The 26,048-nt window shown below is 69.1% G+C and carries 26 protein-coding genes; 8 read left to right on the top strand and 18 right to left on the bottom strand.

From position 1 onward, the window contains the following. Positions 1–47 precede the first annotated feature (47 nt). A complete protein-coding gene (locus tag HHL11_RS32360) occupies positions 48–677 on the bottom strand; it encodes a response regulator transcription factor (RefSeq protein WP_169422766.1) in 630 nt (209 codons plus the stop codon). Then, complete coding sequence (locus tag HHL11_RS34900; protein WP_169422765.1) at positions 674–2,125, bottom strand: ATP-binding protein; 1,452 nt, start codon at positions 2,123–2,125, stop codon at positions 674–676. Before HHL11_RS34900 ends, HHL11_RS32360 begins: the two co-directional genes overlap by 4 nt. A 150-nt stretch (positions 2,126–2,275) precedes the next feature. On the opposite strand from HHL11_RS34900, the gene HHL11_RS32350 reads away from it, so the two are divergent. The 3 genes from HHL11_RS32350 to HHL11_RS32340 are packed head-to-tail and all read left to right on the top strand — an operon-like array spanning position 2,276 to position 3,905. Then, positions 2,276–2,650: a hypothetical protein gene (locus HHL11_RS32350; protein WP_169422764.1), complete on the top strand. Its 375-nt coding sequence runs from the start codon at positions 2,276–2,278 to the stop codon at positions 2,648–2,650. Positions 2,651–2,655: 5 nt separating this feature from the next. Continuing rightward, positions 2,656–3,276, top strand: a complete 621-nt coding sequence (locus HHL11_RS32345) for a hypothetical protein (RefSeq protein WP_169422763.1) — start codon at positions 2,656–2,658, stop codon at positions 3,274–3,276. 23 nt (positions 3,277–3,299) lie between these two features. Next, the gene (locus tag HHL11_RS32340) at positions 3,300–3,905 is read left to right on the top strand and encodes a hypothetical protein (RefSeq protein ID WP_169422762.1); all 606 of its coding nucleotides are present in this window, start codon (positions 3,300–3,302) and stop codon (positions 3,903–3,905) included. Here the strand turns inward: HHL11_RS32340 and HHL11_RS32335 are convergent. The 7 genes from HHL11_RS32335 to HHL11_RS32305 are packed head-to-tail and all read right to left on the bottom strand — an operon-like array spanning position 3,854 to position 9,405. Continuing rightward, positions 3,854–4,813, bottom strand: a complete 960-nt coding sequence (locus HHL11_RS32335; protein ID WP_169422761.1) for a tripartite tricarboxylate transporter substrate binding protein — start codon at positions 4,811–4,813, stop codon at positions 3,854–3,856. The genes HHL11_RS32340 and HHL11_RS32335 overlap by 52 nt on opposite strands. A 17-nt stretch (positions 4,814–4,830) precedes the next feature. Beyond that, on the bottom strand, positions 4,831–5,652 hold the full coding sequence (locus HHL11_RS32330; protein WP_169422760.1) for an amidohydrolase family protein: 822 nt from the start codon (positions 5,650–5,652) through the stop codon (positions 4,831–4,833). After that, on the bottom strand, positions 5,649–6,488 hold the full coding sequence (locus HHL11_RS32325; RefSeq protein ID WP_169422759.1) for a cupin domain-containing protein: 840 nt from the start codon (positions 6,486–6,488) through the stop codon (positions 5,649–5,651). The genes HHL11_RS32330 and HHL11_RS32325 overlap by 4 nt, the downstream gene beginning before the upstream one ends. 34 nt (positions 6,489–6,522) lie before the next feature. Further along, entirely contained in the window at positions 6,523–7,149 is a 627-nt protein-coding gene (locus HHL11_RS32320) for a flavin reductase family protein (RefSeq protein WP_169422758.1), read from the bottom strand. Positions 7,150–7,154: 5 nt separating this feature from the next. Further along, positions 7,155–7,595, bottom strand: coding sequence for a nuclear transport factor 2 family protein (locus HHL11_RS32315; RefSeq protein WP_169422757.1), 441 nt, complete (start codon positions 7,593–7,595; stop codon positions 7,155–7,157). A gap of 5 nt (positions 7,596–7,600) precedes the next feature. Further along, positions 7,601–8,413 (bottom strand): amidohydrolase family protein, encoded by an 813-nt coding sequence (locus HHL11_RS32310; RefSeq protein ID WP_240980531.1) that lies wholly within the window; start codon positions 8,411–8,413, stop codon positions 7,601–7,603. 5 nt (positions 8,414–8,418) lie between these two features. Further along, a complete protein-coding gene (locus tag HHL11_RS32305) occupies positions 8,419–9,405 on the bottom strand; it encodes a Bug family tripartite tricarboxylate transporter substrate binding protein (protein ID WP_169422755.1) in 987 nt (328 codons plus the stop codon). A gap of 125 nt (positions 9,406–9,530) precedes the next feature. Here HHL11_RS32305 and HHL11_RS32300 point away from each other — a divergent pair, with 125 nt between their 5' ends. Further along, positions 9,531–10,310 (top strand): DNA-binding transcriptional regulator, encoded by a 780-nt coding sequence (locus HHL11_RS32300; RefSeq protein ID WP_169422754.1) that lies wholly within the window; start codon positions 9,531–9,533, stop codon positions 10,308–10,310. Here the strand turns inward: HHL11_RS32300 and HHL11_RS32295 are convergent. Both HHL11_RS32295 and HHL11_RS32290 read right to left on the bottom strand, forming a co-directional pair. Continuing rightward, positions 10,301–11,044, bottom strand: coding sequence for an HpcH/HpaI aldolase family protein (locus HHL11_RS32295; protein ID WP_240980527.1), 744 nt, complete (start codon positions 11,042–11,044; stop codon positions 10,301–10,303). The two genes, HHL11_RS32300 and HHL11_RS32295, sit on opposite strands and share 10 nt — an antisense overlap. A gap of 39 nt (positions 11,045–11,083) precedes the next feature. Continuing rightward, a complete protein-coding gene (locus HHL11_RS32290) occupies positions 11,084–12,037 on the bottom strand; it encodes a LysR family transcriptional regulator (RefSeq protein WP_169422752.1) in 954 nt (317 codons plus the stop codon). Positions 12,038–12,107: 70 nt separating this feature from the next. Between HHL11_RS32290 and HHL11_RS32285 the strand changes: the two genes are divergently transcribed. Next, positions 12,108–13,082, top strand: coding sequence for a tripartite tricarboxylate transporter substrate binding protein (locus tag HHL11_RS32285; RefSeq protein ID WP_169422751.1), 975 nt, complete (start codon positions 12,108–12,110; stop codon positions 13,080–13,082). Positions 13,083–13,089: 7 nt separating this feature from the next. Beyond that, positions 13,090–14,679 (top strand): FAD-dependent monooxygenase, encoded by a 1,590-nt coding sequence (locus tag HHL11_RS32280; protein WP_169422750.1) that lies wholly within the window; start codon positions 13,090–13,092, stop codon positions 14,677–14,679. A 15-nt stretch (positions 14,680–14,694) separates the two neighbouring features. Here HHL11_RS32280 and HHL11_RS32275 read toward each other — a convergent pair whose 3' ends face one another. The 3 genes from HHL11_RS32275 to icmF form a co-directional block, all read right to left on the bottom strand. Continuing rightward, positions 14,695–15,879, bottom strand: a complete 1,185-nt coding sequence (locus tag HHL11_RS32275) for an acetyl-CoA C-acyltransferase family protein (protein WP_169422749.1) — start codon at positions 15,877–15,879, stop codon at positions 14,695–14,697. A 16-nt stretch (positions 15,880–15,895) separates the two neighbouring features. Continuing rightward, positions 15,896–16,744 (bottom strand): 3-hydroxybutyryl-CoA dehydrogenase, encoded by an 849-nt coding sequence (locus HHL11_RS32270; RefSeq protein WP_169422748.1) that lies wholly within the window; start codon positions 16,742–16,744, stop codon positions 15,896–15,898. 89 nt (positions 16,745–16,833) lie between these two features. Beyond that, positions 16,834–20,127 carry a fused isobutyryl-CoA mutase/GTPase IcmF gene (gene icmF / locus HHL11_RS32265; RefSeq protein WP_169422747.1) on the bottom strand — a complete coding sequence of 1,098 codons (3,294 nt, stop codon included), beginning with the start codon at positions 20,125–20,127 and terminating at the stop codon, positions 16,834–16,836. A 111-nt stretch (positions 20,128–20,238) separates the two neighbouring features. Between icmF and HHL11_RS32260 the strand changes: the two genes are divergently transcribed. Beyond that, positions 20,239–21,276 carry an AraC family transcriptional regulator gene (locus HHL11_RS32260; RefSeq protein WP_342593313.1) on the top strand — a complete coding sequence of 346 codons (1,038 nt, stop codon included), beginning with the start codon at positions 20,239–20,241 and terminating at the stop codon, positions 21,274–21,276. A 5-nt stretch (positions 21,277–21,281) separates the two neighbouring features. Next, positions 21,282–21,896 carry an alpha/beta hydrolase family protein gene (locus HHL11_RS32255; protein ID WP_169422745.1) on the top strand — a complete coding sequence of 205 codons (615 nt, stop codon included), beginning with the start codon at positions 21,282–21,284 and terminating at the stop codon, positions 21,894–21,896. 6 nt (positions 21,897–21,902) lie between these two features. Here HHL11_RS32255 and HHL11_RS32250 read toward each other — a convergent pair whose 3' ends face one another. The 4 genes from HHL11_RS32250 to pgi form a co-directional block, all read right to left on the bottom strand. Further along, complete coding sequence (locus HHL11_RS32250; RefSeq protein WP_169422744.1) at positions 21,903–23,474, bottom strand: PHA/PHB synthase family protein; 1,572 nt, start codon at positions 23,472–23,474, stop codon at positions 21,903–21,905. Positions 23,475–23,481: 7 nt separating this feature from the next. Next, entirely contained in the window at positions 23,482–23,949 is a 468-nt protein-coding gene (locus HHL11_RS32245) for a MaoC family dehydratase (RefSeq protein WP_169422743.1), read from the bottom strand. Positions 23,950–24,053: 104 nt separating this feature from the next. Further along, entirely contained in the window at positions 24,054–24,431 is a 378-nt protein-coding gene (locus HHL11_RS32240) for a DUF805 domain-containing protein (protein ID WP_169422742.1), read from the bottom strand. 72 nt (positions 24,432–24,503) lie between these two features. Continuing rightward, the gene (pgi, locus tag HHL11_RS32235; RefSeq protein ID WP_169422741.1) at positions 24,504–26,048 is read right to left on the bottom strand and encodes a glucose-6-phosphate isomerase; all 1,545 of its coding nucleotides are present in this window, start codon (positions 26,046–26,048) and stop codon (positions 24,504–24,506) included.

Below are 26,048 nucleotides of genomic sequence, written 5' to 3'. Positions count from 1 at the left end.
CGGCGCTGCGCGTGAATGCGGACGGCTACGCGCGCCGCTCCGTAGAACTACGGAGCCTGGTCTTCGTCGATCACGGTCCCGTAGCGCCGGATCAGCTGAGCCAGCGACTCCGCCTGCAGCTTGGCGAACAGGTTGGCGCGGTGCGTCTCCACGGTCCGCGGCGACAGCGCCAGCGCGCGGCCGGCCTCCTTGTTGGTGAGGCCTTCGACGATCAGCCCGGCGACCTCCTTCTCGCGCTCCGACAGCTGCGCGTAGCGCTCGCGCGCGGCGCGGTCGGCGGCCAGGCGCTCGCGCGACTTCACGTGCTGCCGCACCGCCTGCTGCAGCGCCTCCAGCAGCACCTCGTCGTCGACCGGCTTTTCCAGGAATTCCGCCGCGCCGGCCTTGAAGGCGCGCCGGCACATGTCCACCGTGCCGTGGCCGGTGAGCATGATCACCGGCTGGTCCACGCCTTCGCGCAACAAGGTATCGAGCACGGTGAGTCCGCTGACGCCCGGCATCCGCACGTCCAGCACGATGGCGCCGATGTCGCCGCGCGGGAACTCGCGCAGGAAGCGCTGAGGGTCGGCCCAGTCCTGCACGCGCAGGCCCACGGTGGAGATCAGCAAGGCCAGGCTGCTGCGCACGCCCTCGTCGTCATCGACCAGGTGGATCAGCGGAGACAAGGTTGCGTTCATGCGGCAAGCGGAAGGCGCAGGGTGAAGGCCGCACCGCGCGGCGAGCGCGCCTGCACGCCGATGTGCCCGCCCATGTTGGCGGCCAGTGTCTCGCACAGGCTCAGGCCGAGGCCCAGGCCGTTCTCGCGCGTCGTGAAGAAGGGCTCGAAGATGCGCGGCAGCAGTTCCGGCGCGATGCCCGGCCCGCTGTCGCCCACCGTCAGCTCGCCCTGCCCCGCCTGCGACTGCAGCCGCACCGACAACTGCCTCTCGTTCGGCGGCACCTGGTCCAGCGCCTGCAGCGCGTTGGTCAGCAGGTTGTGGATGATCTGTTCCAGCGCGACCGGCTCCGCCTGCACGGCGAGCGCTTCGGCGCCCGCCTCGAACTGCGGCGCGACCGCGCGCTTGCTGAACTCCGGCTCCAGCAGGTACAGCGCATTGCGCACGGCATCCTGCAGCACCACCGGCTGCAGCGGAGCGGCAGCGGACGGCCGCTCGACGCCGCGCCGCAGGCGCGCCAGCACGCTGGCGGCGCGCCGCGCCTGTTCCTCCGCCTGGCGCATGGCGGTGCGCGCGGTGTCGACATCGGCCGGCTCTTCGTCCAGCAGCCGGCGCGCCGCCTGCGCGCTCGCCAGCACCGCCGCCAGTGGCTGGTTCAGTTCGTGCGCCATGCCGGCGGCCAGTTCACCCAGCGCATCCAGGCGCGCGACCTGGCCCAGCCGCAGCAGTTCCTCGGCGCGTGCGCGCTCCGCGCGCTGCCGCAGCAGCCAGTGCACCGCGGCGGCCAGCAACGCCACCAGCAGGCCCCACAGCACCATCCGCTGCCACGGCAACTCGGCCCAACCCACGCTGCGCTGCAGGACCACGTCGAACGGCTGGCTGTCGGTCTCGAGATGCTTGCGGAAGTCGAAGGACCAGGGCCCGCCCGCGTCGCCCCCCGGCTGCAGCGTGAAGCGCTGGCCGCCCTGCTCCAGCCGCACGGCGACCGGGCTGCGCTGCGGGTCCATCGGCCACTCGGGCCAGGGCACCAGCTTGCGCAGGTCGAACTGCGCGGCAAAGCTGGCCGGCTGCGCCGCCCTCACCAGCCGGTAGCGGCCGGCGGCGAAGTCTGCATCGGCGAGCACGGCGCGGCGCAGCGCGCGCGACTGCGCTTCGGCGGCCGCGAGCGCAGCATCCGGCCAGGCGGCGCCCGCATCGCGGCGCTGCACCGAAAGGATCTGCGGATAGAGCGCCGGCAGGCGCTGCGCCCCGGCTTCGGGGGAATCCGGCGGCTGCAGCAACGCCAGGGTCGCGAGGATCGCGTCGTGCTGGACCGCGCGCTGGCTCAGGAGCCGGTGCGCGATGCGGGCATCGGTCTCGAAAGCGTCCTGCAGGTCCGCGATCTCCAGCCGCACCAAGGCGATCCAGCCGCCGAACGCAAGGGCAAGCCAGAACGCGGGAAGCCAGCGATGGCGGCGGGGCGGGCGCACGCGCGGATTCTTGCACGGGGGCCGAAAGCTCCTCCTTCGTGACGAATTCCTCGCCCAGCTCGTAACGAAGTGTTGCAACTCCTCTTGCCATTAGGCAAACTCCCTAAGGAGTCACCTGCATATCCAACAACAAGAACGGCTGTACTTCCCATGATCTGCACCGAGGACGCCGAGCGCGTCGCCGCCGCCCCGAATTCCACGGGCATCCGCCACCCCTTCATCAACGGCTGGTCCGTCGTCGGCCACGACCGGATCGTGGGCGCGGCTCACAACCGTCCCGGCGAACCGGATGGCAAGACCATCATCACCTCGCCGGTGGTCCAGATCCGCTTCATGGGGGCGCGGAAGTCGCCCGTTGCTTTCACCGCGTCCGGCAGCGCCTACTGGCTCGGCGAGCCGGCGGCGAGTTTCGGCCCGGACCAGGCCGAAAGCTTCCTGTGGTTCAAGTCGCGCCAGCGGCCGGCGGCCGCCGGCGGCGCGGCGGTCGACCCCGCACTGCAGACCCAGGTGATGAAGCTCGCCTGAAATACATGGGTCTTCTCGCATTTTTCCGGCGCAGCGGCACGCCGGCCAGCAAGGCATCCGAGTCCCCGACGTCCGCGGGCCCGGAAAGCAGCACGAGCCGGGGTTCACGCAAGGACCTGCTGCGCCTGGTGCTGCGCGACTCGCTGTTCCGCAACGGCATCCCGGCCGCGTGGCTGACGGCGGAAGTCCTGCGCGCGGCCCGGCAGGGCCAGCAAACCGGCCTGCACATGCGCCTGGTGCTGCGGCACGCCGACCCGCGGCTGCCGCTGCACGCTGTGGCCCTCGAGCGCGACCTGCTCGCGCGGCTGAGGGCGCTCGACCCGAGCGCCGACACCTGGTTTTCCGGCTTTTCCTGGAGCTTCGCCTTCGCTGACCACGTCGGCCGCGAGCCCCTGCCGCATCCTTCGACCTGGACCGCCCCGCCGCCGGAACGCGCCCAGCCATCGAAAGCGGCACGCGAAACGCGCCCCGGCGCGGACGTCATCGAAGGCCCGGTCGTGATCCAGCGCAAGAGCGAGGACGCGCGCGCGGACCTGGAGCGGCTGCTGGCCCTGCGCGACGACGACCTGCGCCGCCAGGTCGGTGGCGACGGCGCCTTCGCGGCCACGAGCCCCGGAGGCCTGTAGCCAGTCAGGCGCGGTTCGCAGCGATGCCTCTTTTCAGCGCAAGTGCCAGCCGGCAAGCCGCCGGCGTGATCGACCGGGCCGCCATCGCGTCGCTGCTCGCGGGCCTCGGCCCCTTCGTGCCGGCCGAACAGCGGTTCGGCCACTGGAAGACGGTGCGAGTGATCGACACGCTGGTGCCACCCAGCCTGAGCTTCACTTCGGTGCGGCTGTTGCCACTGCGCGAGCAGCAGTTCCTGAGCCAGAAGAACACGAACGCCATCTCGGTGGACGACCGCTGGCTGACGAAGATCCTGCTGCTGACGCCGCCGGAATACGAGAAGGAGATGCGCGCGCAGCTGGAGGAGGCGGGCGCGGCCATCACGACTTTCACCCGCGCGCTGAACCTGAAGGAAGACCTGCGCGATGCGCTCTCGCGGCCGATCTCGCCGCATTCGGTGGCCGAGGCCAACGCAGTGCTGGCCGCCCGGGAACAACTGTGCGCGCTGCTCGGGCTGCCGCGGCCCTTCGACCTGGTGCGGCATGGCCTGGGCTTGCGCGCGGTAGCCGTTCCGGCGCCGCGCGCAGCCGCTTCCTGGTCCTACTTCTTGCGCAGCGGCTCGATCACCGGCGCGAAGCGCGACTCTTCCTGAGCCAGGGCCTTGGCCAGCTCCTCGCCGGACAGCAGGTCGATCGGCGTCTGCTGGTTCTGCATGGCGGTGACATAAGCCGGGTCGGCAGCCGCATCGCGGATCGCCGCTGCCAGCTTCTGCACGACCGGCGCGGGCAGCCCCTTGGGGCCGAGGAAGCCGAAATGGGTCACCACGTCGACGTCCGCGCCCAGTTCCGCCATCGTCGGCAGGTCCGGCGCGAAGGGGAAGCGCTTCTTCGAGGTGACGGCCAGGCCGCGCAGCTCGCCGGCCTTCACCTGCGGCAGCACGTTGCTGGGCGCGCCCAGCACGGCGTCGATGTGGCCGCCCAGCAGCGACTGCACGGCCGCCGAGATGCCGGCGAAAGGCACGTGCGTCATGCTGGTGCCCAGCTCCTTCGCCAGCGCCTCCATGCCCAGGTGCGGCGCGCTGCCGGTGCCCGGCGTGCCGTAATTGAGCTTGCCCGGGTTCTTCTTGATGAAGTCCAGGAACTCCTTGCCGGTCTTGATCGGCGAGTCCTTGCGCACCGCGACCACGTAGGGAATGGTCGTGAGGTTCATGATGGGCGTGAACTCCGCCGGCCCCGGCGCGCCGCTTTCCTGCAGGCGCGGCGCGATGGTCAGCGCGCCGGAGCCGCAGAACAGCAGCGTGTAGCCGTCGGCGGCCGCGCGCTTCACCTTGCCCGAGCCGATGGTGCCGCCGGCGCCACCCAGGCTCTCGATCACCAGGGTGATGCCGTGCTTCTTGTCCAGCGCCGGCTGCAGCGGCCGGATGTAGTTGTCGGCGCCACCGGCGGCGTAAGGCACGATCACCTGGATCGGCTTGGCGGGCCAGTCGGCTGCGCGCGCGGGCAGCCAGGCGGAAGCAGCGGGCAGCAGCGCGCCGGCGGCGAGGAAGTTACGTCTTTGCATCTTGTCTCCGGGTTTCTTCAAACGAGTCCGAGCAGGCGCGCGGGGTTGTCGCCCAGCACCTTCTGGCGGTCCGCCGCATCGGGCAGCCAGCGCTCCAGCGCCACCAGCAGGCTCGCGTGGTCCACGCGGTGCGAGGCGCGCAGGAAGGGCCAGTCCGAACCCCACACGCAGCGGTCGATGCCGAAGGCGTCGACCAGCGCGTGCACGTAGGGGTCGGCGTCGTAATAGGGGAAGGGACCGCCGAAGCGGAAGGCGCCCGAGAGCTTGACCCAGGCATTGCCTTCGCGGCCCAGTTCCAGCAGCGCGCGGAAGCCGGGCTGGTCCAGGCCTTCCGAGGCGACGGGGCGGCCGCAGTGGTCCACCACGATGGGCATGCCGCAATTGCGCAGCACCGGCAGCGCCTCGATGAACTTGGCGCCGTGGTGGTAGTGCACCTGGGCGAACCAGCCGCGCTCGCGCGCCAGTTGCAAGGTGCGCTGCGCGCCTTCGGCAAAAGGCGTGGGGCTGGCATCGAAGCTGAGGTTGAAGCGCAGGCCGATGACGCCGGCTTGCGCCATGCGGTCGAACTCCGCCTCCGGCGTGCCGTGCGCCACCACGGCCACGCCCTTGAAGCGGCCCTGGAAGCGCGCCAGCACGTCCAGCAGGCAGCTGTTGTCGGTGCCGTAGCCACCCAGTGGGTTGATCAGCAAGCCGTGGGTGAAACCTTGCGCATCCAGCACCGCGGCAAACTGTTCCGCCGTGCCGACTTCGTTGTCCTGCAGGTGGAAGCCGCTGGTCTCGCTGAACGGGTACTTCTGCAGGTCGTAGACGTGCGCGTGCGCGTCGACGCGGATGGTCATGCCGCCACCTTCTCGTAGTCGCCGGCGTTGAACACCCAGCCATTGGCGATGAAATCGAAGCGCGGCGGCGAGAACACATCCAGCAGCAGGTGGCGGCCTTCGCCCCTGCCTTCGGTCGTGTGGATCACTTCCACCGGCACGACCACCATCGAAGGCGACGGCGCCTGCACGTGCTCGTCCTCGCGCCACTGGTCGGCGTTGCTGCCCCAGGGCGTGCGCAGGTGGTGCACGAAGTTGCCGTGCACGGCGAACGATGCCTGCTCGAAGTCCTTGTGGCTGTGCGGGCTGAGCGCCGTGCGGTCGCGCGGGCCGCTGTAGTCGACGATGTTGATGCTGAGCGTCTCGGTCTGCAGCATCTTCAGGCGCGGCTTGTCCGGCGAGGCCATCACTTCGGAAATGGGCAGCACCTGCGGCTTGGCCAGCGCCTGCTTGCGCTTGAAGGGCCGGCCGGTGGGCGAGATACGCGCGTCAGGCTGCGCGTAGCTGTCCGCGTTGAGGATGCGACGGCCAGCGGTGTCGGCGCGCTGCGACGCGATCAGCAGGCCGATGGCGCCCGCATCGCCTTGCACGACGTGGCGGCCGGCGGGCACGATGGCGAAGGCATCGGCGGGCACGGTGGTGCCTGCCATGCGCAGGGCACCGCTGGCTGCGAGCAGCAGCGTTTCGAATTCACTCTCGAAGGCGAAGCCCGCGTCGCCGGCAGCGCACTCGAACCATTCGCAAGTGAAGTTCTGCGCGCGCATCAGCCAGCGGCGCTGCTGGCCCTGCGTTTCGGCCGGCAGCGAGGAGAAGTCGGCGAAGCCGCGCTCGCGCAGGGGTTCGGGAGATTGAGCCATGGGGATCCTCTTGGAACGTTGGGGCCGGGCCCGCTCAGGTGCGGCGGGCGAAGGGGGAAGCCATTTCGACCACGGGGCCGATGCCGGCGTACTGGTTGCCGCCCAGGCGCGTGGTAGGCTGCGCCTTGACGGTGTCGAAGCGGCCATCGGCGTCGATGCAGTCGTCGCGCAGGTGCAGCCCCAGCACGCGGCCGAACACCACGGTGCTGGGCGTCTCGCCCGGGAATTCCGGCGCGATCTCGATGATCTGCAGCACGCGGCATTCCAGGTTGGCAGGCGAGGCCGCCACGCGTGGCGCCTTCACCTGCAGGCACTCCGCCTTGGCCAGGCCGGCGAGCTCGAACTCGTCGACGCCGCGCGGGCTGGGCGTGGAGGTGATGTTCATCTGCTCGCGCAGGTCCCAGGAGACAAGGTTCACCACGAACTCGCCCGTCTCGCGCACGTTGACGATGGTGTCCTTCTCCTGCCGGTCCGCGGGCTGGTTGCAGGCGAACATCACCACCGGCGGCGAGGTGGAGACCAGGTTGAACTGCGAGAACGGCGCCAGGTTGGGCTTGCCGTCGGCGCCGATCGAGCTGATCCAGCCGATAGGCCGGGGCGCGACGATGGCGTTGAAGATGGTGCGCCGGAAGCCCGGCGTCTTGATGGGATCGACGTACATTCTTTTCAGCCGGTGGTCGGTGTGTCGTCGCGGAACAGCGGCTTGAGCCGGCGCGATTCGTAGAGCCAGGAGCCGTCCGCCTGCTGCCGCACCACTTCGTCGGCGATGGCGACCATGATGGGCGGGCGCGAAGGCAGCACCGGCTCGCCGTCGGCGGCGAACAGGCTCATGACATATTCGCAGCGCACGCGGTCTTCGGCCAGGTGTTCGATGCGGAAGTTGTTCACCACGTGCAGCGACACGCGCGCGCCGCGCGCCTGCCGGCGGTTGTAGAAATCGTGGATGGCCTGGCGGCCGCGGTATTCGCGGATGCTCGTCTCGAAGATGCAGTCGTCGACGTAGAAGCGCGCCGCGTCGCGGCCGCCGTGGTGGTCGACCTCGTGCCAGAAATCGATGGCCAGGTATTCCAGTTCCTGGCGCAGGGCGAGGCTTTGCTGCTTGTCCATGGTCCTCAGGTGAAGTAAAGCTTGAGAGGCGTTTCGCAACCGATGCGGCGGCGCGCCACCGGGTCCGGCACAAGGCGCTGCAGACTGGCGACGGCCTGGCCGTAGTCCATGGTCGTCTCGAAAGCGGCAAAGGGCCAGTCGCTGCCCCACAGCAGGCGCTCGGGGCCAGCATGCTGCAGCAGCGTGTTGGCCGCCTGCACGCGCAGGTCCTCCGAAGGCAGGCGAAACGATGCGGACAGCTTCACCCAGGTGCGGCCTTTTTCGACCGAGCGCAGCACGCGCTGGAAGCCCGGTTCGTCGATGCCGCGGTCGGGACGGCCGAAGTGGTCCACCACCAGGTTCACGCCGGACGCTTCCAGCGCGTCCAGGTAGTTGGGCAGGCGGAAGCTGTCGTCGTGCAGGTGCACGTGCCAGCCGAGGTCGGCGATGCGGCCCAGGAACTGGCGGTACTCGGGGCTGGTGAGGTCGGGCACGTCCTTCACGTTGCGCAGTTGCAGGCGCACGCCGACGGCGCCGTTGGCGGCCAGCTCCTTCATCTGCCGCAGCGGCGCGTCGGGCTTCAGGATGACCGTGGTGCGCAGGCGCTTGTGCCGGCGGCAGGCCTCGATCATGTAGTCGTTGTAGGTGCCGTGGATGCTGGCCGCGGCGAGCACAGCGAACGTGACGCCGTGCGCGTCCAGCGTGGCGACGTACTGCTCGATGGTGGCCTCGCCCGGTGGGCGGTGCCAGGCCGTGGCGGCCAGCGGCATGTCCTGGTTCCACACGTGCGCGTGGCAGTCGACGACCGGTGCGTCGACGTGGGTGGGCAGCAGGGGCATCGAACTCACTGCATGATGGTGGACGCGAGCGGTTCGACGATGGGCCGCCACTTGTCCATCTCGGACTGTACGAAAGCGCTCAGCGCCTCGGGCTTGCCGCCGATGGGCCCCATGCCGAAGGTCTGCAGCTGGGCGCGGCCTTCGGTGCTGGCCAGGAACTCGTTGGCGACCTTGTTGACGCTGGCGACGACCGCCGGCGGCAGGCCCTTGGGACCGACCAGGCCGTACCAGCCGACCGCGACCGCCTTGTAGCCCGATTCCTGCAAGGTGGGCACGCCCGGCAGGCTGGGGGTGCGCTGCGGGCCCAGCACGGCGATCGCACGGACCTTGCCGGCGTTGATCTGTTCCAGGTAAGTGGGCACCAGGTCGAAGCTGAGCTTCACCACGCCGGCGACCAGGTCGGTCAAGGCGCCGGCCGAGCCCTTGTAAGGCACGTGGATCATGGAGGTGCCGGTGGCGCGCTGCAGCAGCTCCGCCGACAGGTGGCCCATGGAGCCGTTGCCCCCGGTGGAATAGGACACCTGGTGCGGGTTGGCCTTCAAGTAGGCGATCAGCTCCTTCAGGTCCTTCACTGGCAGCGAAGGATGGCAGGCCACCAGCAGCGGCACGTCGGCCAGCAGCGCGATGGGCGTGAAGTCCTTCTGCGGGTCGAACGGCGTGCTCTTATAGAGCAGCTTGTTGACCGACAGCGGGCCGGTGGTGGACAGCATCAGCGTATTGCCGTCCGCGGGCGCCGAGGCCACGAAGCCGGCGCCGATGTTGCCGTTGGCACCCGGCTTGTTGTCGACGACGAAGGGCTGGCCCAGCGAATCGGACAGCTTGCGCGCCAGCAGGCGGGCAAAGGCATCGGTGGAGCCGCCGGCGGGAAAAGGCACGACCAGCTTCACCGGACCGCGCGGCCAGCTGGCCTGCGCGCGGGCCAACGGAAGGACGGCCAGGGCAGCGGCCCCGGCCAGGGCCCGCACGGCCTGGCGGCGATTCTTGTGGACCATGGGTCTTGTCTCCACTTGTGCGTTCAGTGGGGCGAATGGTAGGAGCGCCCCCGCCAGGGCGCCATCGATGATTTGCAGCTTTCCAGCCTGCGGAATTTCGCGGCGGGCTGGCTATGATCCGGCGCGTGACGACCTCTCCCCCCGTGCGATCGGTGGCCCGCGCCATCCAGCTGCTGCAGGCCTTGAACCGGCAGCCCGTGTCCACGGTGGACGTGCTGCATGCGCATACGCGCTTTCCGAAGTCCACCATCGTGCGCATGCTGCGGACCTTCGAGTCGCTGGGCATCGTGCGGCACGCGCCGCAGCACGGCGCCTACTTCCTCACCTCGGGCGTGCGCACGCTCAGCTCGGGCTACCACAGCGAGCCTATGGTGGTGGAGGCGGCCGCGCCGCTGATGGACGCGCTGACCGTGCGAGTGGGCTGGCCGACGGCGCTGGCAGTGCTCGAAGGCAGCGTGATGGTGGTGCGCTACAGCACGATCCCGTTGTCGCCGCTGGCGCTGCGCCACTCCACGATCAACATGAAGCTGAGCCTGGCCAGTCGCGCGATGGGACGGGCCTTCCTGGCCTTCTGCGCGCCGGAGCAGCAGGACGCGCTGCTGGAAATGCTGGCGGCTTCGGCGGAACCCGAGGACCAGCCGGCGCGTGCTGCGGCCAGCCTGCGGGCGCTCCTCTCGGAAGTGCGCCAGGCCGGCTACGCGACCCGCGACCCGCAGGCGGGCCCGGCCTCCAACACGCTGGCCGTGCCGGTGTTCGACCGCCATGGCGTCGCGGCTTCGCTGGGCCTCACCTTCTTCGCGTCGACGATGAAGCCGGAGCAGGCCGTGGAAAAATTCCTGCCGGATTTGCAGGAGGTCGCGCAGCAGGTGAGCGCGCGCCTCCAGGACTTGCAGGCTCAGGCCTGACGCGGACGCGCGATCGCCTGCGCGCCTTGGCGCAGCAGCGACTGGTCGGAGCCCTGCACGAACCAGCTCACGCCCAGCGCGCGGTACTTTTCACGCTCCGCCGTGCTGCCGACGAACATGCCGACCACCTTGCCCGCGGCCAGCGAGACGCGGATCACGCGTTCGGTCGCGGCGCCCACGCGCTCGTCCTGCGCGTTGTCCAGGCCCATGGAGAGCGCCAGGTCGGCCCGGCCGATGAAGAGGCCCGCCACGCCGGGGACGGCCGCGATGTTGGCAGCCTCTTCCACCGCCTGCGCGCTTTCGATCTGCGCGACCACCACGTTGCGGTCGCCACGGCGAATGGCTTCCTTCATGCCCAGCGCGCCGTAACCGGCCGCGCGCGGCGAGCTGGAGTAGCCGCGGTCGCCGCCGACATAGCGGCAGTGCGCCACGACTTCGCGCGCCTGCTCCGCGGTGTCCACGTGCGGCACCAGCACGCCGGCCGCGCCCATGTCCAGCACGGACAGCAGGCCCGAGGCATTGCGCTCCAGCACGCGCACGAACAGCGGCAGCTGCGCCGCGCGGCCCGCCAGCATGGCGAGGTCGAGCGAGGTGCGGTCGAAGGGCGCGTGCTCCGCATCGATGACGGCGAAATCCAGGCCCGTGCCGCCAAGCAGTTCGACGGTCTGGGGCGAAGTGGTCTTGATGAAGACGCCGACGTGGTAGCCGTCGGCGGCGGGAAGGGCGTAGTCCATGGCGCGCATGATGGCCGCCGCGCCGGCCCGCGCAAAGCGCTATTTCCGCACTTTCCGCAGCCCGGAATTCACGGCCGGCTCGGCCGCCGCGGCCTCCTTCACCGCCTGCGCGAAGGCCAGCGCCGCCGCCTTGGCCTCGGCGCCGCGGCGCGAGACGACGAACAGGTCGATGTGCACCACCGGGTCTTCCAGCATGGCGACATCCAGCCCGTGGCGCAGGCATTCGTCGAGGGCGAACGAAGGCACGATGGCGTGTCCGATGCCGGCCCGCACCATGCCGATCAGGGTGCCGATCAGGTTCATGGTGGGCCGGTCCTCGTTGGCGCGGCCGATGCCGGCCAGGTGCGTCTCGATCACCGCCTGGATCGGGTTGTCGGGCGGCAGGCTGACCAGGGGCAGGTTCGCCAGGCTGCGCCAGGTCCGGTCCGGCCCCACGCCTCGCGGGCCCGTCCCGGGCGGGCTGACGCACATCAGCCGGAACTTGCACAGCGGCTCGCGCACCAGGCCGGCCGCCGGCTTGATGAAGAAGCCCAGGCCGATGTCGGCATCGCCTTCCAGCACCTTGCGCCGCACCGTCATCACGTCGACGTCGGCGAGGTGGACGCGCACCTGCGGGTGGCTGGCGGCGAAATCGCGCATCACCTCCGGCAGCAGGCTGGTCGACACCGTGGGGGTGGCCGCCACGTCCAGCCGCGAGCGCACGGCCGCTTCGGTGCCGCCGATCACGTCGCCCAGGCCCCGCAATTCGTCCAGGATGCGCTCGGCCACCGGCAGCAGGCGCCGGCCGGCATCGGTGAGCGTGACGGAGCGCGTATTGCGATCGAAGAGGCGGGCGCCCACTTGCTCCTCCAGCTCCTTCACCAGCATGCTCATGCCCGATGGCGACATCGGAATGCGTTCCGCCGCCTTGGCGAAGCTTTGCAACCGGCTCACCTCCAGAAAGGCGTGCAGCTGGCGGCTGGTGACATTGATCAGTTTGTTTGAGGAGTTCATCAGAAACTTCCGTTTGATCCCCGTCAAGGAAGTAGCTTGTAATTGTCCCTTCCCCTGGACTTGGACCACCATGACCCTGAACATCCAGCGCCGCAGCCTCGTGCTGGGCGGCCTCGCCACCGTCGCGGCACCTTTCGTCCGCGCCCAGGCGTCCGACTCCACCTCCGTGCGCCTGCTCGTGCCCTTCACCCCGGGCACCGGCATCGACATCATCGCCCGCACGATCGGCCCGCACCTGTCCGAGCGGATGAAGCGCTCGTTCTACGTCGAGAACAAGGCCGGCGCGTCCGGCAACATCGGCACCCAGGATGTCGTGCGCGCCACCCCGGACGGCACCACCTTGCTGGTCACCGTGAACACCATGGTGATGAACCGGGCGCTGTACCCGCACCTGCCTTTCGATCCGGTCAAGGACCTGGCGCCGGTCAGCCTCACCAGCTGGGGCCAGTTGCTGCTGGTGACCAACCCCAACAAGAACCTCAACTCGCTGCAGGACGTGATCGCGCGTGCCAAGGCGAACCCGGGGCGGCTGAACTACGGCTCGCCGGGCGCCGGCACGCCGCACCACCTGGCGATGGAACTGCTGAAGAACAAGGCACACATTTCGCTGACGCACATCAGCTACCGCGGCACGGCGCCCGCCGTCACCGACCTGATCGGCGGCCAGATCGACGTGATGTTCCTGCCGATCCACGTGGCGCTGCAACAGGTGAAGGCCGGCAAGCTGAAGGCGCTGGCCATCAGCTCGGACAAGCCGAGCCCGCTGCTGCCCGACGTGCCGCCGCTGAACACGCTGAAGCTGGGCAACCTGAACGTCGACATGTGGTACGGCGTGCTGGCTCCGGCGGCCACGCCGAAGCCTTTCATCGAGCGCGTCAACAAGGAACTGAAGGACATTCTCGCCCTGCCCGCCGTGGCGACAGCCTTCCAGGCCCAGGGCATGACGCCGGCGCACAGCACGCCGGAAGAGTTCGGCAAGCTGATCGTCGCGGACGCCAAGCGCTGGGCCGACCTGATCAAGGCACAGGGCATCACGGCGGAGTAAGTACGGAATGAGTGAACAGCAATACGACGCCGAAGTCGCGATCGTCGGCGGCGGCCCCGTGGGCATGGGCCTGGCCATCGAACTGGGGCAGCGCGGCATCCGCTGCGTGGTGGTGGAACGCTACCCGCAGCCGCAGCCGATCCCCAAGGGCCAGAACCTGACCCAGCGGACGATGGAGCACTTCCACTTCTGGGGTGCGGAGAAGCAGTTGCGCGCGGCGCGCACCATCCCGCCGTCCTATGGCATCGGCGGCCTCACCGCCTACGGCACGCTGCTGGGCCCGCACCACTACGACTGGCTGCAGCGCGACCTGGTCAAGCCCTTCTACTACACCGCCAACGAGCGCCTGCCGCAGTACGCGACCGAAGGCGTGCTGCGCGCTCGCGCCGCCGAACTGCCTTCGGTGCAGACCCTGTACGGCTGGGACTGCGAAGCCGTGGCGCAGGACGCCAACGGCGTGGCGATCACCATCGCCGAAAAGGGCGGCAGCGGCAAGCGCGTGCTGCGCGCCGCCTACGTGGTGGGTTGCGACGGCGCCCGCTCGCGCGTGCGTGAGCAGGCCGGCCTGACGCAGACCCGCACCGCGCACGACCGCATGATGGTGCTGCTGGTGTTCCGCTCGACGCAGCTGCACGAGCTGCTGGCGAAGTACCCCGGCAAGTCCTACTACAACGTGCTGCAGCCGGAGCTGAAGGGCTACTGGAAGTTCTTCGGCCGCGTCGACCTGGGCACCACCTGGTTCTTCCACGCGCCGGTGCCCGCGGGCACGACGGCCGACAACTTCGACTTCAAGGCCTACGTGCAGGAAGCCGTCGGCGCGCCTTTCGAGATGGAGTTCGAGCACATCGGCTTCTGGGACCTGCGCTTCATGCTGGCGGATTCGTACCGCAAGGGCCGCGTGTTCATCGCGGGCGACGCAGCGCACAGCCATCCGCCTTATGGCGGCTACGGCGTGAACTCCGGGCTGGAAGATGCGCGCAACCTCGGCTGGAAGCTGGCGGCCACGCTGCGCGGCTGGGGCGGCGAGCGCCTGCTGGACTCGTACGACGCAGAGCGCCGGCCGGTGTTCCAGTCGACCATCCGCGACTTCATCGCGAAGTCGATCGACGACGACAGCGCCTTCCTCGATGCGTACAACCCCGTGCGCGACCTGGCCGCGTTCGAGCAGCAATGGCAGCAGCGCGCCCAGGGTGCGGTGGGCGAGGTGCATGCCTTCGAGCCGAACTACGAAGGTTCGCCGGTGGTGGCGACGCCAGGCGGATCGCCCAGCTCGAAGGGATCGCACAAGTTCGAAGCACGCGCGGGCCACCATCTGGCGCCAGCGGCGCTGCAGTCCGGACGCAACGTGTTCGAAGAGATGGGCGCGGGCTACACGCTGCTGGCCGTGGGCGCGAAGCCGGAGGCCGTGCAGGCTTTCGTTGCCGCTGCCGACGCGGCAGGCTTGCCTCTGACGGTGGTGGAAGAGCAGGCTGCCGGCGAAGCCGCGCGCTACGCAGCGGCTCTCACGCTGGTGCGGCCGGACCAGTTCGTGGCCTGGGCGGGCGCGGATGCGTCCGCCGCGCAGGCGCGCGAGGTGCTGGCGTTGGCGCGGGGCTGACGAAGGCTCAGGCGTTTACACTCGCTCGAAAATCGCGGCGATGCCTTGCCCGCCGCCGATGCACATCGTCACCAGCGCATAGCGGCCGCCCACGCGTTGCAGCTCATAGATGGCCTTGGTTGCGATGATCGCGCCGGTGGCGCCCACCGGGTGGCCCAGCGAGATGCCGGAGCCGTTGGGATTCACCTTGGCCGGGTCCAGGTCCAGCTTGCGCGTCACCGCGCAGGCTTGCGCGGCGAAGGCTTCGTTGGACTCGATCACGTCCAGGTCCGACACCTTCAGGCCGGCGCGCTTCAGGGCCAGCTGCGTGGCCGGCACCGGGCCCAGGCCCATGAGGGACGGCTCGACGCCGGCGTGCGCGTAGCTCACCAGGCGCGCCATCGGCTTCAGGCCGCGGGCCTTCACCGCATCGCCACTCGCCAGCACCAGGGCCGCCGCGCCGTCATTGAGGCCTGAAGCATTGCCTGCCGTCACCGTGCCGTCCTTCTTGAACGCGGGCTTCATCTTGGCGAGCTGGTCCAGCGAAGTGTCGGCGCGCACGTGCTCGTCCACCTCGAACAGCGTCGTGCCCTTGCGGGTGACGAGCTCCACCGGGACGATCTGCGACTTGAAACGGCCTTCGGCGATGGCGGCCGCGGCGCGGCGATGGCTTTCCACCGCCACCTGGTCCTGCACTTCGCGCGTGATGCCTTCCTGCGCCGCGACGTTCTCCGCCGTGATGCCCATGTGGATCTTGCCGAAGGGGTCGTGCAGGATGCCCAGCATGTAGTCGGTGGCCACCGCGTCGCCCATGCGCGCGCCCCAGCGGGCGCCGTTCATGAAGTAGGGCCCGCGGCTCATGGCTTCGGCGCCGGCGCCGATGGCGAACTCGGCCTCGCCCAGCAGCAGCGTCTGCGCCGCCGACACCACGGCCTGCAGGCCGGAGCCGCACAGGCGGTTGACGTTGAAGGCGGGCGTCTCCTTGGGGATGCCGGCCTCGATGGCGGCCACGCGGGACAGGTAGGCGTCGCGCGTGTCGGTGGGGATGACGTTGCCCATCACGACGTGGCCGATGTCGGCCGCCGCGACGCCGCTGCGCACCAGCGCTTCCTTGACGGCGGTGGTGGCCAGCTGCGTCAGGGGCACGTCCTTCAGCGCGCCGCCGAAGGTGCCGATGGCCGTGCGGGCGGCGGAGAGGACGAAGACTTCACGGGTGCTCATGCGGGATGCTCCAGGATCAGTATTGGTAGAAGCCGCGGCCGCTCTTGCGGCCCAGGCGGCCCGCGTCCACCATCTCGCGCAACAGCGGCGCGGGGCGGTACTTCGAATCGCCGAAGTCGCGGTAGAAGACGTTCATCACGGCCAGCATGGTGTCCAGGCCCACGAGGTCGGCCAGGCCCAGCGGGCCGATCGGGTGGTTGCAACCCAGGCGCATGCCGGCGTCGATGTCCTCGGCACTGGCCAGCCCCTCCTGCAGCACGAAGATCGCTTCGTTGATCATCGGGCACAGGATGCGGTTGACGACGAAGCCGGGGCTGTTCTTGACGGTGATCGGCGTCTTGCCGATCGCCTGCACCAGCGCCACGGCGGCGGCGTGCGTCTCGTCCGAGGTCTGCAGGCCGCGGATCAGCTCCACCAGCTCCATCACCGGCACCGGGTTGAAGAAGTGCACGCCGATGCAGCGCGCCGGGTTCTGCAGCACGGCGGCGATCTGGCTGATGGAGATCGACGAGGTGTTGGTGGCGATCACCGCATCGGCGCGCATCAGGCCATCGAGCTCGCGCAGGATGCGCAACTTGAGTTCGAGGTTTTCGGTGGCGGCTTCGACGACGAAGTCGCAGTCCTTCAGCGCCTGGTTGCCGACGGCAGTGGCAACGCGCTTCAGCGCCGAAGCCTTGTCGGCCTCCGACATCTTTTCCTTCTGCACCAGGCGGTCGAGGCTCTTGCCTATGGTCGCCACGCCGCGCTGCAGGGCGGCTTCGTTGATGTCGACCATGGTGACCTGCAGGCCCGCGACGGCGCACACCTGCGCGATGCCGTTGCCCATGGTGCCGGCGCCGATCACGCCGATGTGTCGAATGTTCATACGGAAGTCCTTCTAGTATTCGAATGGTACGCCGGGCGAGTCCCCCTCTTGGCGGGGGGTTCGCCCGGCCAGCCGGGGCGCGTGCCGGATTACATGTTCCGGCGGTACTGGCCACCGACTTCGAACAGCGCGCTGGTGATCTGCCCCAGCGAGCAGACGCGCACGGCGTCCATCAGCACGTCGAAGACGTTGCGGTTCTCGATCACCGCCTGCTGCAGGCGCTGCAGCATCGCCGGCGCTTCCGCCGCATTGCGCGTGTGGAAGTCCGCCAGGCGCTTCAGCTGGCTCTGCTTTTCGTCGTCGGTGGAACGCGCCAGTTCCAGCTTCTCCATGACGGTGTCGCCGTGGGGGTTGCGGAACGTATTGACCCCGATGATCGGCAGCTCGCCGGTGTGCTTGAGCATCTCGTAATGCATGCTCTCGTCCTGGATGCGGCCACGCTGGTAGCCGGTCTCCATCGCGCCGAGTACGCCGCCGCGTTCGGCGATGCGCTCGAATTCGGCCAGCACCGCCTCTTCCACCAGCTCGGTGAGTTCGTCGATGATGAACGCGCCCTGGTTCGGGTTCTCGTTCTTCGCCAGGCCCCACTCGCGGTTGATGATCAGCTGGATCGCCATCGCGCGCCGCACCGAATCCTCGGTGGGCGTCGTGATCGCCTCGTCGAAGGCGTTGGTGTGCAGCGAGTTGCAGTTGTCGTAGATGGCGATCAGCGCCTGCAGCGAGGTGCGGATGTCGTTGAACTGGATCTCCTGCGCGTGCAGGGAGCGGCCGGAAGTCTGCACGTGGTACTTCAGCTTCTGGCTGCGTTCGTTGGCGCCGTACTTCTCCTTCATCGCCACCGCCCAGATGCGGCGCGCTACCCGGCCCAGCACCGTGTACTCCGGGTCCATGCCGTTGGAGAAGAAGAAGGACAGGTTTGGCGCGAAGTCGTCGATGTGCATCCCGCGCGCGAGATAGGCCTCGACGAAGGTGAAGCCGTTCGACAGCGTGAAGGCCAGCTGCGAGATCGGGTTCGCGCCCGCCTCGGCGATGTGGTAACCCGAGATCGACACCGAGTAGAAATTGCGCACGTCGTGGTGCACGAAGTACTCGGCGATGTCGCCCATCACCTTCAGCGAGAACTCGGTGGAGAAGATGCAGGTGTTCTGGCCCTGGTCTTCCTTCAGGATGTCGGCCTGCACCGTGCCGCGCACGTTGGCCTGCGCCCATTCCTTGATCTTGGCGGTTTCGGTGTCGGTGGGCTCGCGGCCGTTCTCGGCCTTGAATTTCTCCACCTGCTGGTCGACGGCGGTGTTCATGAACATCGCGAGGATGCTCGGCGCCGGGCCGTTGATGGTCATCGACACCGAGGTGCTGGGGTTGCACAGGTCGAAGCCCGAGTACAGCACCTTCATGTCGTCCAGCGTCGCGATGGACACGCCGGAGTTGCCGACCTTGCCGTAGATGTCCGGGCGCGGGTCGGGATCGTTGCCGTACAGCGTGACCGAGTCGAAGGCGGTGGACAGGCGCTTGGCAGGCATGCCTTCGGACACCAGCTTGAAGCGCCGGTTGGTGCGGAAGGCATCGCCCTCGCCGGCGAACATGCGCGTGGGGTCCTCGCCCTCGCGCTTGAACGCGAACACGCCGGCCGTGTAGGGGAAGCTGCCCGGCACGTTCTCCAGCATCAGCCACTTGAGGATCTCGCCGTTGTCCTCGTAAGTGGGCAGGCTCACCTTGCGGATCGTGGTGCCCGAGAGCGACTTGGTCGTAATCTTGGTACGGAGCTCCTTGTCGCGGATCTTCACCACGTACTCGTCGCCGGCGTAGGCCTTCTGCATGTCCGGCCACTGCTGCAGCAGGTGCAGCGCGTCGCGGTCCATGCGCGACTTGCGCTTGCCGGCCAGGTCCAGCGCCGCTTCGGCGGCGGGCGCGCGGTCCGGCTTGTCCACCTCCAGCATGCGCGCGGCGGCCTGCAGCTGCTGGATTTCGCGGGCCAGCCTGGCCTGCTCGCGGGCGCGCTTCTTGTAGCCGCGCACGGTGTCGGAGATTTCGGCGAGATAGCGGGTGCGCGCGGCCGGCACCACCGGCGTCTGGTTGCTGCTGTGGCGCACGCTCACCAGCGGGAGGCGGCCGTCCTTCAGCGGCAGGCCCAGCTCCTGCAGGCGCGGCTTGAGCGCCTGGTACAGCGCGGTGACGCCGTCGTCGTTGAAGCGCGCGGCCATGGTGCCGAACACCGGCATTTCGTCGGGCCGCTTGCCGAAGGCTTCGCGATTGCGCTGCACCTGCTTGGCGACGTCGCGCAGCGCGTCGGCCGCGCCTTTGCGGTCGAACTTGTTGATCGCCACGAACTCGGCGAAGTCCAGCATGTCGATCTTTTCCAGCTGGCTGGCGGCGCCGAACTCCGGCGTCATCACGTACAGGGGGATGTCCACGTGCGGGACGATGGCGGCATCGCCCTGGCCGATGCCGCTGGTCTCGACGATCACCAGGTCGAAGCCGGAGGCCTTGCAGGCGGCAACCACATCGGGAAGCGCCGCCGATATCTCGCTGCCGAAGTCACGGGTGGCGAGCGAGCGCATGTAGACACGTGCACCTTGCTGCCACGGCCCGATCGCGTTCATGCGGATGCGGTCGCCCAGCAGCGCGCCGCCGCTCTTGCGCCGCGACGGATCGATGGAGATGACGGCGACGCGCAGGCTGTCGTCCTGGTCCAGCCGCAGGCGGCGCACCAGTTCGTCGGTCAGCGAGGACTTGCCGGCGCCGCCGGTGCCGGTGATGCCCAGCACCGGCGTCTTGCGGGTGTCGCTTTCCATGCGGATCGCCTGCACCAGTCCCGCGTCGGCGTTGCCGTTCTCGAGCGCGGTGACCAGCTGCGCCAGGGCGCGCCAGTTCTTCTCCTCGTGGCCCTGGATCGCCTTCAGCTCGCGCGGCGCGTAGGTGCTGATGTCCTGGTCGCAGCGCATGACCATCTCGCCGATCATGCCCTGCAGGCCCATGCGCTGGCCGTCCTCGGGGCTGTAGATGCGGGCGACGCCGTAGTCCTGCAGCTCGCGGATTTCGGCCGGCACGATCACGCCGCCGCCGCCGCCGAACACCTTCACGTGTTCGCCGCCACGCTGCTTCAGCAGGTCCACCATGTACTTGAAGTACTCGACGTGGCCGCCCTGGTACGAGCTGATGGCGATGCCCTGCGCGTCTTCCTGCAGGGCCGCGGTGACGACTTCGTCGACGCTGCGGTTGTGGCCCAGGTGGATCACCTCCGCGCCCATGCCCTGCAGGATGCGGCGCATGATGTTGATGGCGGCGTCGTGCCCGTCGAACAGGCTGGCGGCGGTGACGAAACGGACCTTGTTGGTCGGGCGGTAGTTGGCGAGGGCCTTGTATTCGGCGGACAGGTCGGTCATGGCGGAATTCTCCTGTCCGGAATCTAGGCGATTTGGGCCTGCCGGGCCATGGCGGTCGCCGCCAGGGCCCTGGCGGTTTTTGCCAGTCGAGCCGGGATAATCGGGGGCATCGTGCGAAGAGAACCCCTGGGCGATACGGCCGAAAAGCACACCGTGGCCATGCCTTTCGTGCAAGCCGCCGTGGCCAGGCTGGGCGGCGCGGCGCGGGAGCGCGTGCTGGTCGAGGCCGGCATCCCGCCCGGCCTGCTGGCCGCGCCGGACGCCCGGGTGCCGCCGGGTGCCTATTCCGCCCTGTGGCTGGCGGTGGCGCGCGAGCTGGACGACGAGTTCTTCGGGCTGGACCGCCGGCGCATGAAGGTCGGCTCCTTTGCCCTGCTGTGCCAGGCGGTGCTGTCCTGCGAAAACCTGGAGCGGGGCGTCAAGCGCATGCTGCGCGGCTTCGCCGTGTTCCTGGACGACGTCTCGGGCCGGCTCACGGTGGAAGGCGCCGAGGCCGTCGTCCGGCTGGACAACCGGATCCAGGCCGAGGCAGACCGCCGCTTCGCCGACGAAACCCTGCTGGTGCTGCTGCACGGGCTCATGTGCTGGCTGGTGGGGCGGCGCATCCCGCTGGGGCGGGTCGATTTCGGCTACCCGCGGCCACCCCACGCCCGCGAGTACACGCTGATGTTTTCCGAGCACGTCACTTTCGACGCGCCGCAGACCGCGCTGCGCTTCGACGCGGCGCTGCTGGCCCTGCCGGTGGTGCAGACGCCGGCCACCTTGCAGGGCTTCCTGCGCACGGCCCCGCAATCGGTGTTCCTGAAGTACCGCAACGACGACAGCTGGACGGCCCGGCTGCGCCGGCGGCTGCGCGGCAGCGTCGCCGGCGCCGAGCCCTGGCCGGTGTTCGAGGAGGTGGCGCGCGAGCTGGAGACCACGCCCACCACCCTGCGACGGCGGCTGGAGGCCGAGGGCACCAGCTACCAGGGCATCAAGGACCAGCTGCGCAGCGACCTGGCCATCGACGCCCTGTGCAACAGCAGCGTCAGCATCGACGACATCGCCGCTCAACTGGGCTTCCTGGACAGCAGCGCCTTCCACCGCGCCTTCAAGCGCTGGAACGGCCTGCAGCCGGGCGAATACAGGCGCCGGCAGGCGCGGAGCTGAAACGCATGCAGACCCTGGTCGACGCCCCCTCCTCTCCCCGTGCCGCCTACGTGTTGGCCCATGGCGCCGGCGCGGGCATGGCGCACGCCTTCATGGCGGATGTGGCGCGCGAGCTGGCGCAGCGCGGCATCGCGGTGCTGCGCTACAACTTTCCCTTCATGGAGCAGGGCTCGAAGCGGCCTGATTCACCCGCGGTCGCCCAGGCTGCCGTGCGCGAAGCCGTCGCGGAAGCTGCGAAGCGCTGGCCGGGCCTGCCGCTCTATGCGGGCGGCAAGTCCTTCGGCGGCCGCATGACCTCGCAGGCGCAGGCGAAGGCGGCCTTGCCGGGCGTGCGCGGGCTGGTGTTCCTCGGCTTCCCGCTGCATGCGGCCAAGCAGCCGTCGACGGAACGGGCGAAGCACCTGGAGCAGGTGAAGGTGCCGATGCTGTTCCTGCAAGGGACGCGCGATGCGCTGGCGGAGCTGGACCTGATTCGCCAGGTGGTCACGCCCATCGAGCAGGCGACGCTGCATGTGGTCGAAGCCGCGGACCATGGCTTCGAGGTGTTGAAGCGGTCGGGGCGCAGCGACGAGGAAGTGCTGAAGGAGCTGGCGGACACCGCCGCCGAATGGATGCAATGACGATGGTCAGGTCGTCCGCACCTTCACATACCGCCCCGGCGCAGCCTCGATCGGCGGGTGCTTCGCATTCCCGAGCTTCTTGCGCGCGGCCACCTGCTTGCCGGACAAGGGCTGGATCCACTCCGCCCAGTGCGTCCACCAGCTGCCGGCGCGCGATTCCGCGGTGGCAAGCCATTGCTCCGCGTCCTCGCCCGCCTGCCCGCCCGTCCAGAAGCTGCGCTTGTTCTTCGAAGCCGGATTGATCACGCCCGCGATGTGCCCGCTGGCACCCAGCACGAACTCGCAGTTGCCGCCGACGAGGCCCGTGGTCCGGTAGGCCGAACGCCAGGGCACGATGTGGTCTTCCTGCGTCGCCAGCACGTAGCTGGGCATGTCCAGCTGGCCCAGGTCCACCGGCAGGCCGCACATCTCCAGCTCGCAGGGCACGCGCAGCCTGTTCTCCAGGTACATGTTGCGCAGGTACCAGGCGTACATGGGGCCGGGCAGGTTGGTGGCGTCGGCATTCCAGTACAGCAGGTCGAACGGCGCCGGCGTCTTGCCCTTGAGGTAGTTGTTCACCACGTAAGGCCAGATCAGGTCGTTGGCGCGCAGCGTCTGGAACACGAAGCCCAGCTCGGAGCCCGGGTAGATGCCGCCCTGGCCGATGCTCATCTCCCGCTGCAGCACGCCGGCCTCGTCGAGCAGCGCGCCCAGGTCGCCGGGCTCGGTGAAGTCCAGCATGGTCGTGAGCAGGGTCACGCTCGCCACGCGCTCGTCACCGCGCGCGCGCAGCACCGCCACGGCGGAGGACAGCAAGGTGCCGCCCACGCACCAGCCCAGCGCATTGAGCTGGTCGGCGCGGCTGATTTCGTGCGTGACGTCGATCGCTTTCAGCACGCCTTCGGCGAGGTAGTCGTCCCAGGTGAGGTGGCCCTGGTCCGCGCCCGGGTTGCGCCAGGACACGAGGAACACCGTCAGGCCCTGCTCGCAGGCGAAGCGCACGAAGGAATTCTCCGGCTGCAGGTCCAGGATGTAGAACTTGTTGATGCAGGGCGGCACGATCAGCAGCGGCCGCGATGCGACCTTGGCCGTCAGCGGCGCGTACTGGATCAACTGCATCACCTCGTTCTCGTACACCACCGAGCCCTGCGAGGTCGCCACATTGGTGCCGACTTCGAAGGCAGATTCGTCGGTGATGGAGATGCGGCCGCGGGAGGCGTCTTCCATGAAGTTGGCCAGGCCCGCCTGCACGGTTTCGCCGCGCGAATCCACCATCGCCTGCAAGGCGTCGGGGTTGGTCGCGGCGAAGTTCGCCGGGCTCATCGCGTCGACGACCTGGCGCGAGAAGAAGCGCAGCTTGTGCTTCTGCGCGGGCTCCATCGCGGCGGAGTCGACCACGCCGTCCACGAACTGCGAATTCAGCAGGTAGTTCTGGCGCAGCAGGTTGAAGGGGTAGCGGTCCCACTGCTCGCCGGGAAAGCGGCGGTCGGCAGCGCCTTCGGGCTGCTGGCCGGACAGCGTGCGGGCCCAGAAGTCGGACTGCTTTTCCCAGTAACGGGCGAAGGAACGGTCGATGGTGGAGATGTCGAACAAGGTCATCCCTCCTTCACGCCACCAGCATGTAGAGGGCGTCCGCCACCATCACCGGCCGCTCGAGGGCATCGGCCACGTACGCAGTGTTGCGGCAGCGGACGAGGGTGCGGCCGGAGCCCTTGCGCTCGACGCCGGTGAGCTCCACGCGGATCGCCACGCTGGCACCCGACGGCACCGGCGACAGGAAGCGCACCTTATCGAGGCCGTAGTTCAGCACCTGGCTCGCGTCTTCCGGGAACACACCCAGCTCGTACTGCGCCGCGGTGGTCAGCGACAGCGTCAGCAGGCCGTGCGCGATGGTCGTGCCCATGGCGGACGCGCGGGCCCGGTCCACGTCCACGTGGATCCACTGCGCATCGCGGCTGCACTGGGCGAACTGGTCGATGAGCGCCTGGCTCACCTTCACGGGCTCGGTCAGGCCGAAATCGCGGCCGACGTGGTCGTCGAGGTTCTCGATGCGGTAGTCGAGGACGATGGGCATGCAGTCTCCTGGTCTGGATTGCCGCCCGGGCCGGCGGCTGGCTGCGTGCGATTGTCCCGGGGTAAACCCGGAGCCCGCCCCCTCCAGGCAGGGGGGCCGGGGGGTTAGCGCGGGCCTGGTCCGGGCCCGGGCATCACCGTCGGCGAATACGGCGTCACCTCGGGGTTGCCGTAGTCATTGGGGCCGCCGCTGGCTTGCAGGAACCAGTACAGCAGCACGAAGAAGCCGATGACGGGGATCAGGTAGAGCAGCTGGAACCAGCCGCTCTTGCCGATGTCGTGCAGGCGGCGCGTGCCCACTGCGATGGCGGGCACGAACAGCGCCGCCACCGCCAGGCAGTACGCGAACTTGCCCAGCATGCCGGCCACCACCAGCACGATCATCTGGAACAGCACGAACCACCAGAACTCCGGCCGCGTGGCGCGTCCCGAGAAGGTGGCGTACTTGTTGAAGCAGGCCTTGACGGCGTCGGTGAAGTTCATGCTGCGCTCTCCTCCGGGCCGGATGATAGGCGCAGGCAGCCGGCCTGTGGAGGCCGGCATGGCGATGGTGCCTCAGGCGCCCCGCAGCCGCTGCAGCAGGCCGGCGGTGGACGGGTCGAGCCCCTGCGTCTCGCCGTTGGCCAGCCGCGGCGCGATGTCCTGCGCCAGCACCTTGCCCAGCTCCACGCCCCACTGGTCGAAGCTGTCGATTCCCCAGAGGCTGCCGCTGGTGAACACGCGGTGCTCGTACAGCGCCAGCAGCGCGCCCAGGCTGGCGGGCGTCAGCGCTTCCAGCAGGAAGAAGGTGCTGGGCCGGTTGCCGCTGAAGTTGCGGTGGCCGCCCGGGTCGGCCTTGCCTTGCAGCAGCGCCTGGGCCTGCGCCAACGCGTTCGCCAACAGCAGTTCGTGGTGCTGCGGCAGTCCGTGCGCGGCGCTGCGCACGGCGATGAACTCCACCGGCACGCGGTCCGTGCCCTGGTGCAGCATCTGGAAGTAGGCGTGCTGGCCGTTGGTGCCCGGCTCGCCCCACAGCACCGGCGAGGTGCCGTAGTCCAGCGCGCGGCCCTGCGCGTCGACGCTCTTGCCGTTGCTTTCCATCTCCAGCTGCTGCAGGTAGGCCGGCAGGCGGCGCAGCGCCGAGTGGTAAGGCGCGATGCTGCGGCTGCCGAAGCCGTGGAAGTTGCGGTACCAGACGTCGAGCAGGCCCAGCCGCGCCGGCAGGTTGCGCTCCAGCGGCGCCGCGCGGAAGTGCTGGTCCATCGCATGGGCGCCGGCCAGCAGCTGGCGGAAGCCGGTGGCGCCGATGGCGATGGCGATCGGCAGGCCGATGGCCGACCACAGCGAATAGCGGCCGCCCACCCAGTCCCAGAACGGGAAGGTGGTGTTGATGCCGAAAGCGCGCGCGGCTTCCACGTTGGTGGTGAGCGCCGCGAAGTGCCGCGCGATGTCGCGGCCGCCCTGCTGTTCGAACCAGGCCTTCGCCGACCGGGCGTTGGTCATCGTCTCCAGCGTCGTGAAGGTCTTGGAGGCGATGAGGAACAGCGTGCTTTCGGGACGCAACTCGCGCAGCACGCCGGCCAGCTCGTGGCCGTCGATGTTGGAGACGAAGTGGAAGCGCTTGCCTTCGATGCGGAAGCCGTCCAGCGCCGCCACGGCCATCTGCGGCCCGAGGTCGGAGCCGCCGATGCCGATGTTGACGACGTCGGTGATCGCCGCGTCGGCCCGCACTTGCTCGGCGTATGCCAGCATCGCATCGAGCGTCTCGTGCACCGCGGTCGAATCGGCGTCGCCTGCGATGCGCGGCGCGCGCAGCAGCCAGTGCTTGACCGCGCGGTTCTCGGTGTTGTTGATGCGCTCGCCGGCGAACATGGCGTCGCGATGCGCTTCCAGCCCGCACTCACGTGCGAGCTGCAGTAGCAATTGCTCCGTGCGTTCGTCGACCAGGTTCTTGGAGAGATCGGCAAACAGCTCCGGCGCTTCCTGGCTGAGAGTGCCGAAGCGGTCCGGCTCCTGCACGAAGGCGGCGCGCGCATCGAAGAGGCGGCCGGCCTGTTGGTACTGGTCCTGCAGCAGTTGCCAGGCCGCGGCCTGGTCGCAGCGCATACGCGTAGGGGCCAT

The sequence above is a fragment of the Ramlibacter agri genome, assembly GCF_012927085.1.
Classification (GTDB): Bacteria; Pseudomonadota; Gammaproteobacteria; order Burkholderiales; family Burkholderiaceae_C; genus Ramlibacter; species Ramlibacter agri.
Note: the sequence above shows the minus strand (reverse complement) of the source record. Positions and strands in the feature narration are given on the sequence as shown.

Bases quoted from the DNA above. Each gene is read 5' to 3' on its own strand.
- HHL11_RS32240 (WP_169422742.1), bottom strand. From the start codon at position 24,431: ATGAACTTCACCGACGCCGTCAAGGCCTGCTTCAACAAGTACGCCACC.
- HHL11_RS32275 (WP_169422749.1), bottom strand. From the start codon at position 15,879: ATGAGCACCCGTGAAGTCTTCGTCCTCTCCGCCGCCCGCACGGCCATC.
- pgi (WP_169422741.1), bottom strand. From the start codon at position 26,048: ATGGCCCCTACGCGTATGCGCTGCGACCAGGCCGCGGCCTGGCAACTG.
- HHL11_RS32330 (WP_169422760.1), bottom strand. From the start codon at position 5,652: ATGACCATCCGCGTCGACGCGCACGCGCACGTCTACGACCTGCAGAAG.
- HHL11_RS32280 (WP_169422750.1), top strand. From the start codon at position 13,090: ATGAGTGAACAGCAATACGACGCCGAAGTCGCGATCGTCGGCGGCGGC.
- HHL11_RS32315 (WP_169422757.1), bottom strand. From the start codon at position 7,595: ATGGACAAGCAGCAAAGCCTCGCCCTGCGCCAGGAACTGGAATACCTG.
- HHL11_RS32270 (WP_169422748.1), bottom strand. From the start codon at position 16,744: ATGAACATTCGACACATCGGCGTGATCGGCGCCGGCACCATGGGCAAC.
- HHL11_RS32250 (WP_169422744.1), bottom strand. From the start codon at position 23,474: ATGACCTTGTTCGACATCTCCACCATCGACCGTTCCTTCGCCCGTTAC.
- HHL11_RS32285 (WP_169422751.1), top strand. From the start codon at position 12,108: ATGACCCTGAACATCCAGCGCCGCAGCCTCGTGCTGGGCGGCCTCGCC.
- HHL11_RS32335 (WP_169422761.1), bottom strand. From the start codon at position 4,813: ATGCAAAGACGTAACTTCCTCGCCGCCGGCGCGCTGCTGCCCGCTGCT.
- HHL11_RS32305 (WP_169422755.1), bottom strand. From the start codon at position 9,405: ATGGTCCACAAGAATCGCCGCCAGGCCGTGCGGGCCCTGGCCGGGGCC.
- HHL11_RS32255 (WP_169422745.1), top strand. From the start codon at position 21,282: ATGCAGACCCTGGTCGACGCCCCCTCCTCTCCCCGTGCCGCCTACGTG.
- HHL11_RS32290 (WP_169422752.1), bottom strand. From the start codon at position 12,037: ATGAACTCCTCAAACAAACTGATCAATGTCACCAGCCGCCAGCTGCAC.
- HHL11_RS32360 (WP_169422766.1), bottom strand. From the start codon at position 677: ATGAACGCAACCTTGTCTCCGCTGATCCACCTGGTCGATGACGACGAG.
- HHL11_RS32295 (WP_240980527.1), bottom strand. From the start codon at position 11,044: ATGGACTACGCCCTTCCCGCCGCCGACGGCTACCACGTCGGCGTCTTC.
- HHL11_RS32345 (WP_169422763.1), top strand. From the start codon at position 2,656: ATGGGTCTTCTCGCATTTTTCCGGCGCAGCGGCACGCCGGCCAGCAAG.
- icmF (WP_169422747.1), bottom strand. From the start codon at position 20,127: ATGACCGACCTGTCCGCCGAATACAAGGCCCTCGCCAACTACCGCCCG.
- HHL11_RS32245 (WP_169422743.1), bottom strand. From the start codon at position 23,949: ATGCCCATCGTCCTCGACTACCGCATCGAGAACCTCGACGACCACGTC.
- HHL11_RS32350 (WP_169422764.1), top strand. From the start codon at position 2,276: ATGATCTGCACCGAGGACGCCGAGCGCGTCGCCGCCGCCCCGAATTCC.
- HHL11_RS32325 (WP_169422759.1), bottom strand. From the start codon at position 6,488: ATGGCTCAATCTCCCGAACCCCTGCGCGAGCGCGGCTTCGCCGACTTC.
- HHL11_RS32310 (WP_240980531.1), bottom strand. From the start codon at position 8,413: ATGCCCCTGCTGCCCACCCACGTCGACGCACCGGTCGTCGACTGCCAC.
- HHL11_RS32340 (WP_169422762.1), top strand. From the start codon at position 3,300: ATGCCTCTTTTCAGCGCAAGTGCCAGCCGGCAAGCCGCCGGCGTGATC.
- HHL11_RS32320 (WP_169422758.1), bottom strand. From the start codon at position 7,149: ATGTACGTCGATCCCATCAAGACGCCGGGCTTCCGGCGCACCATCTTC.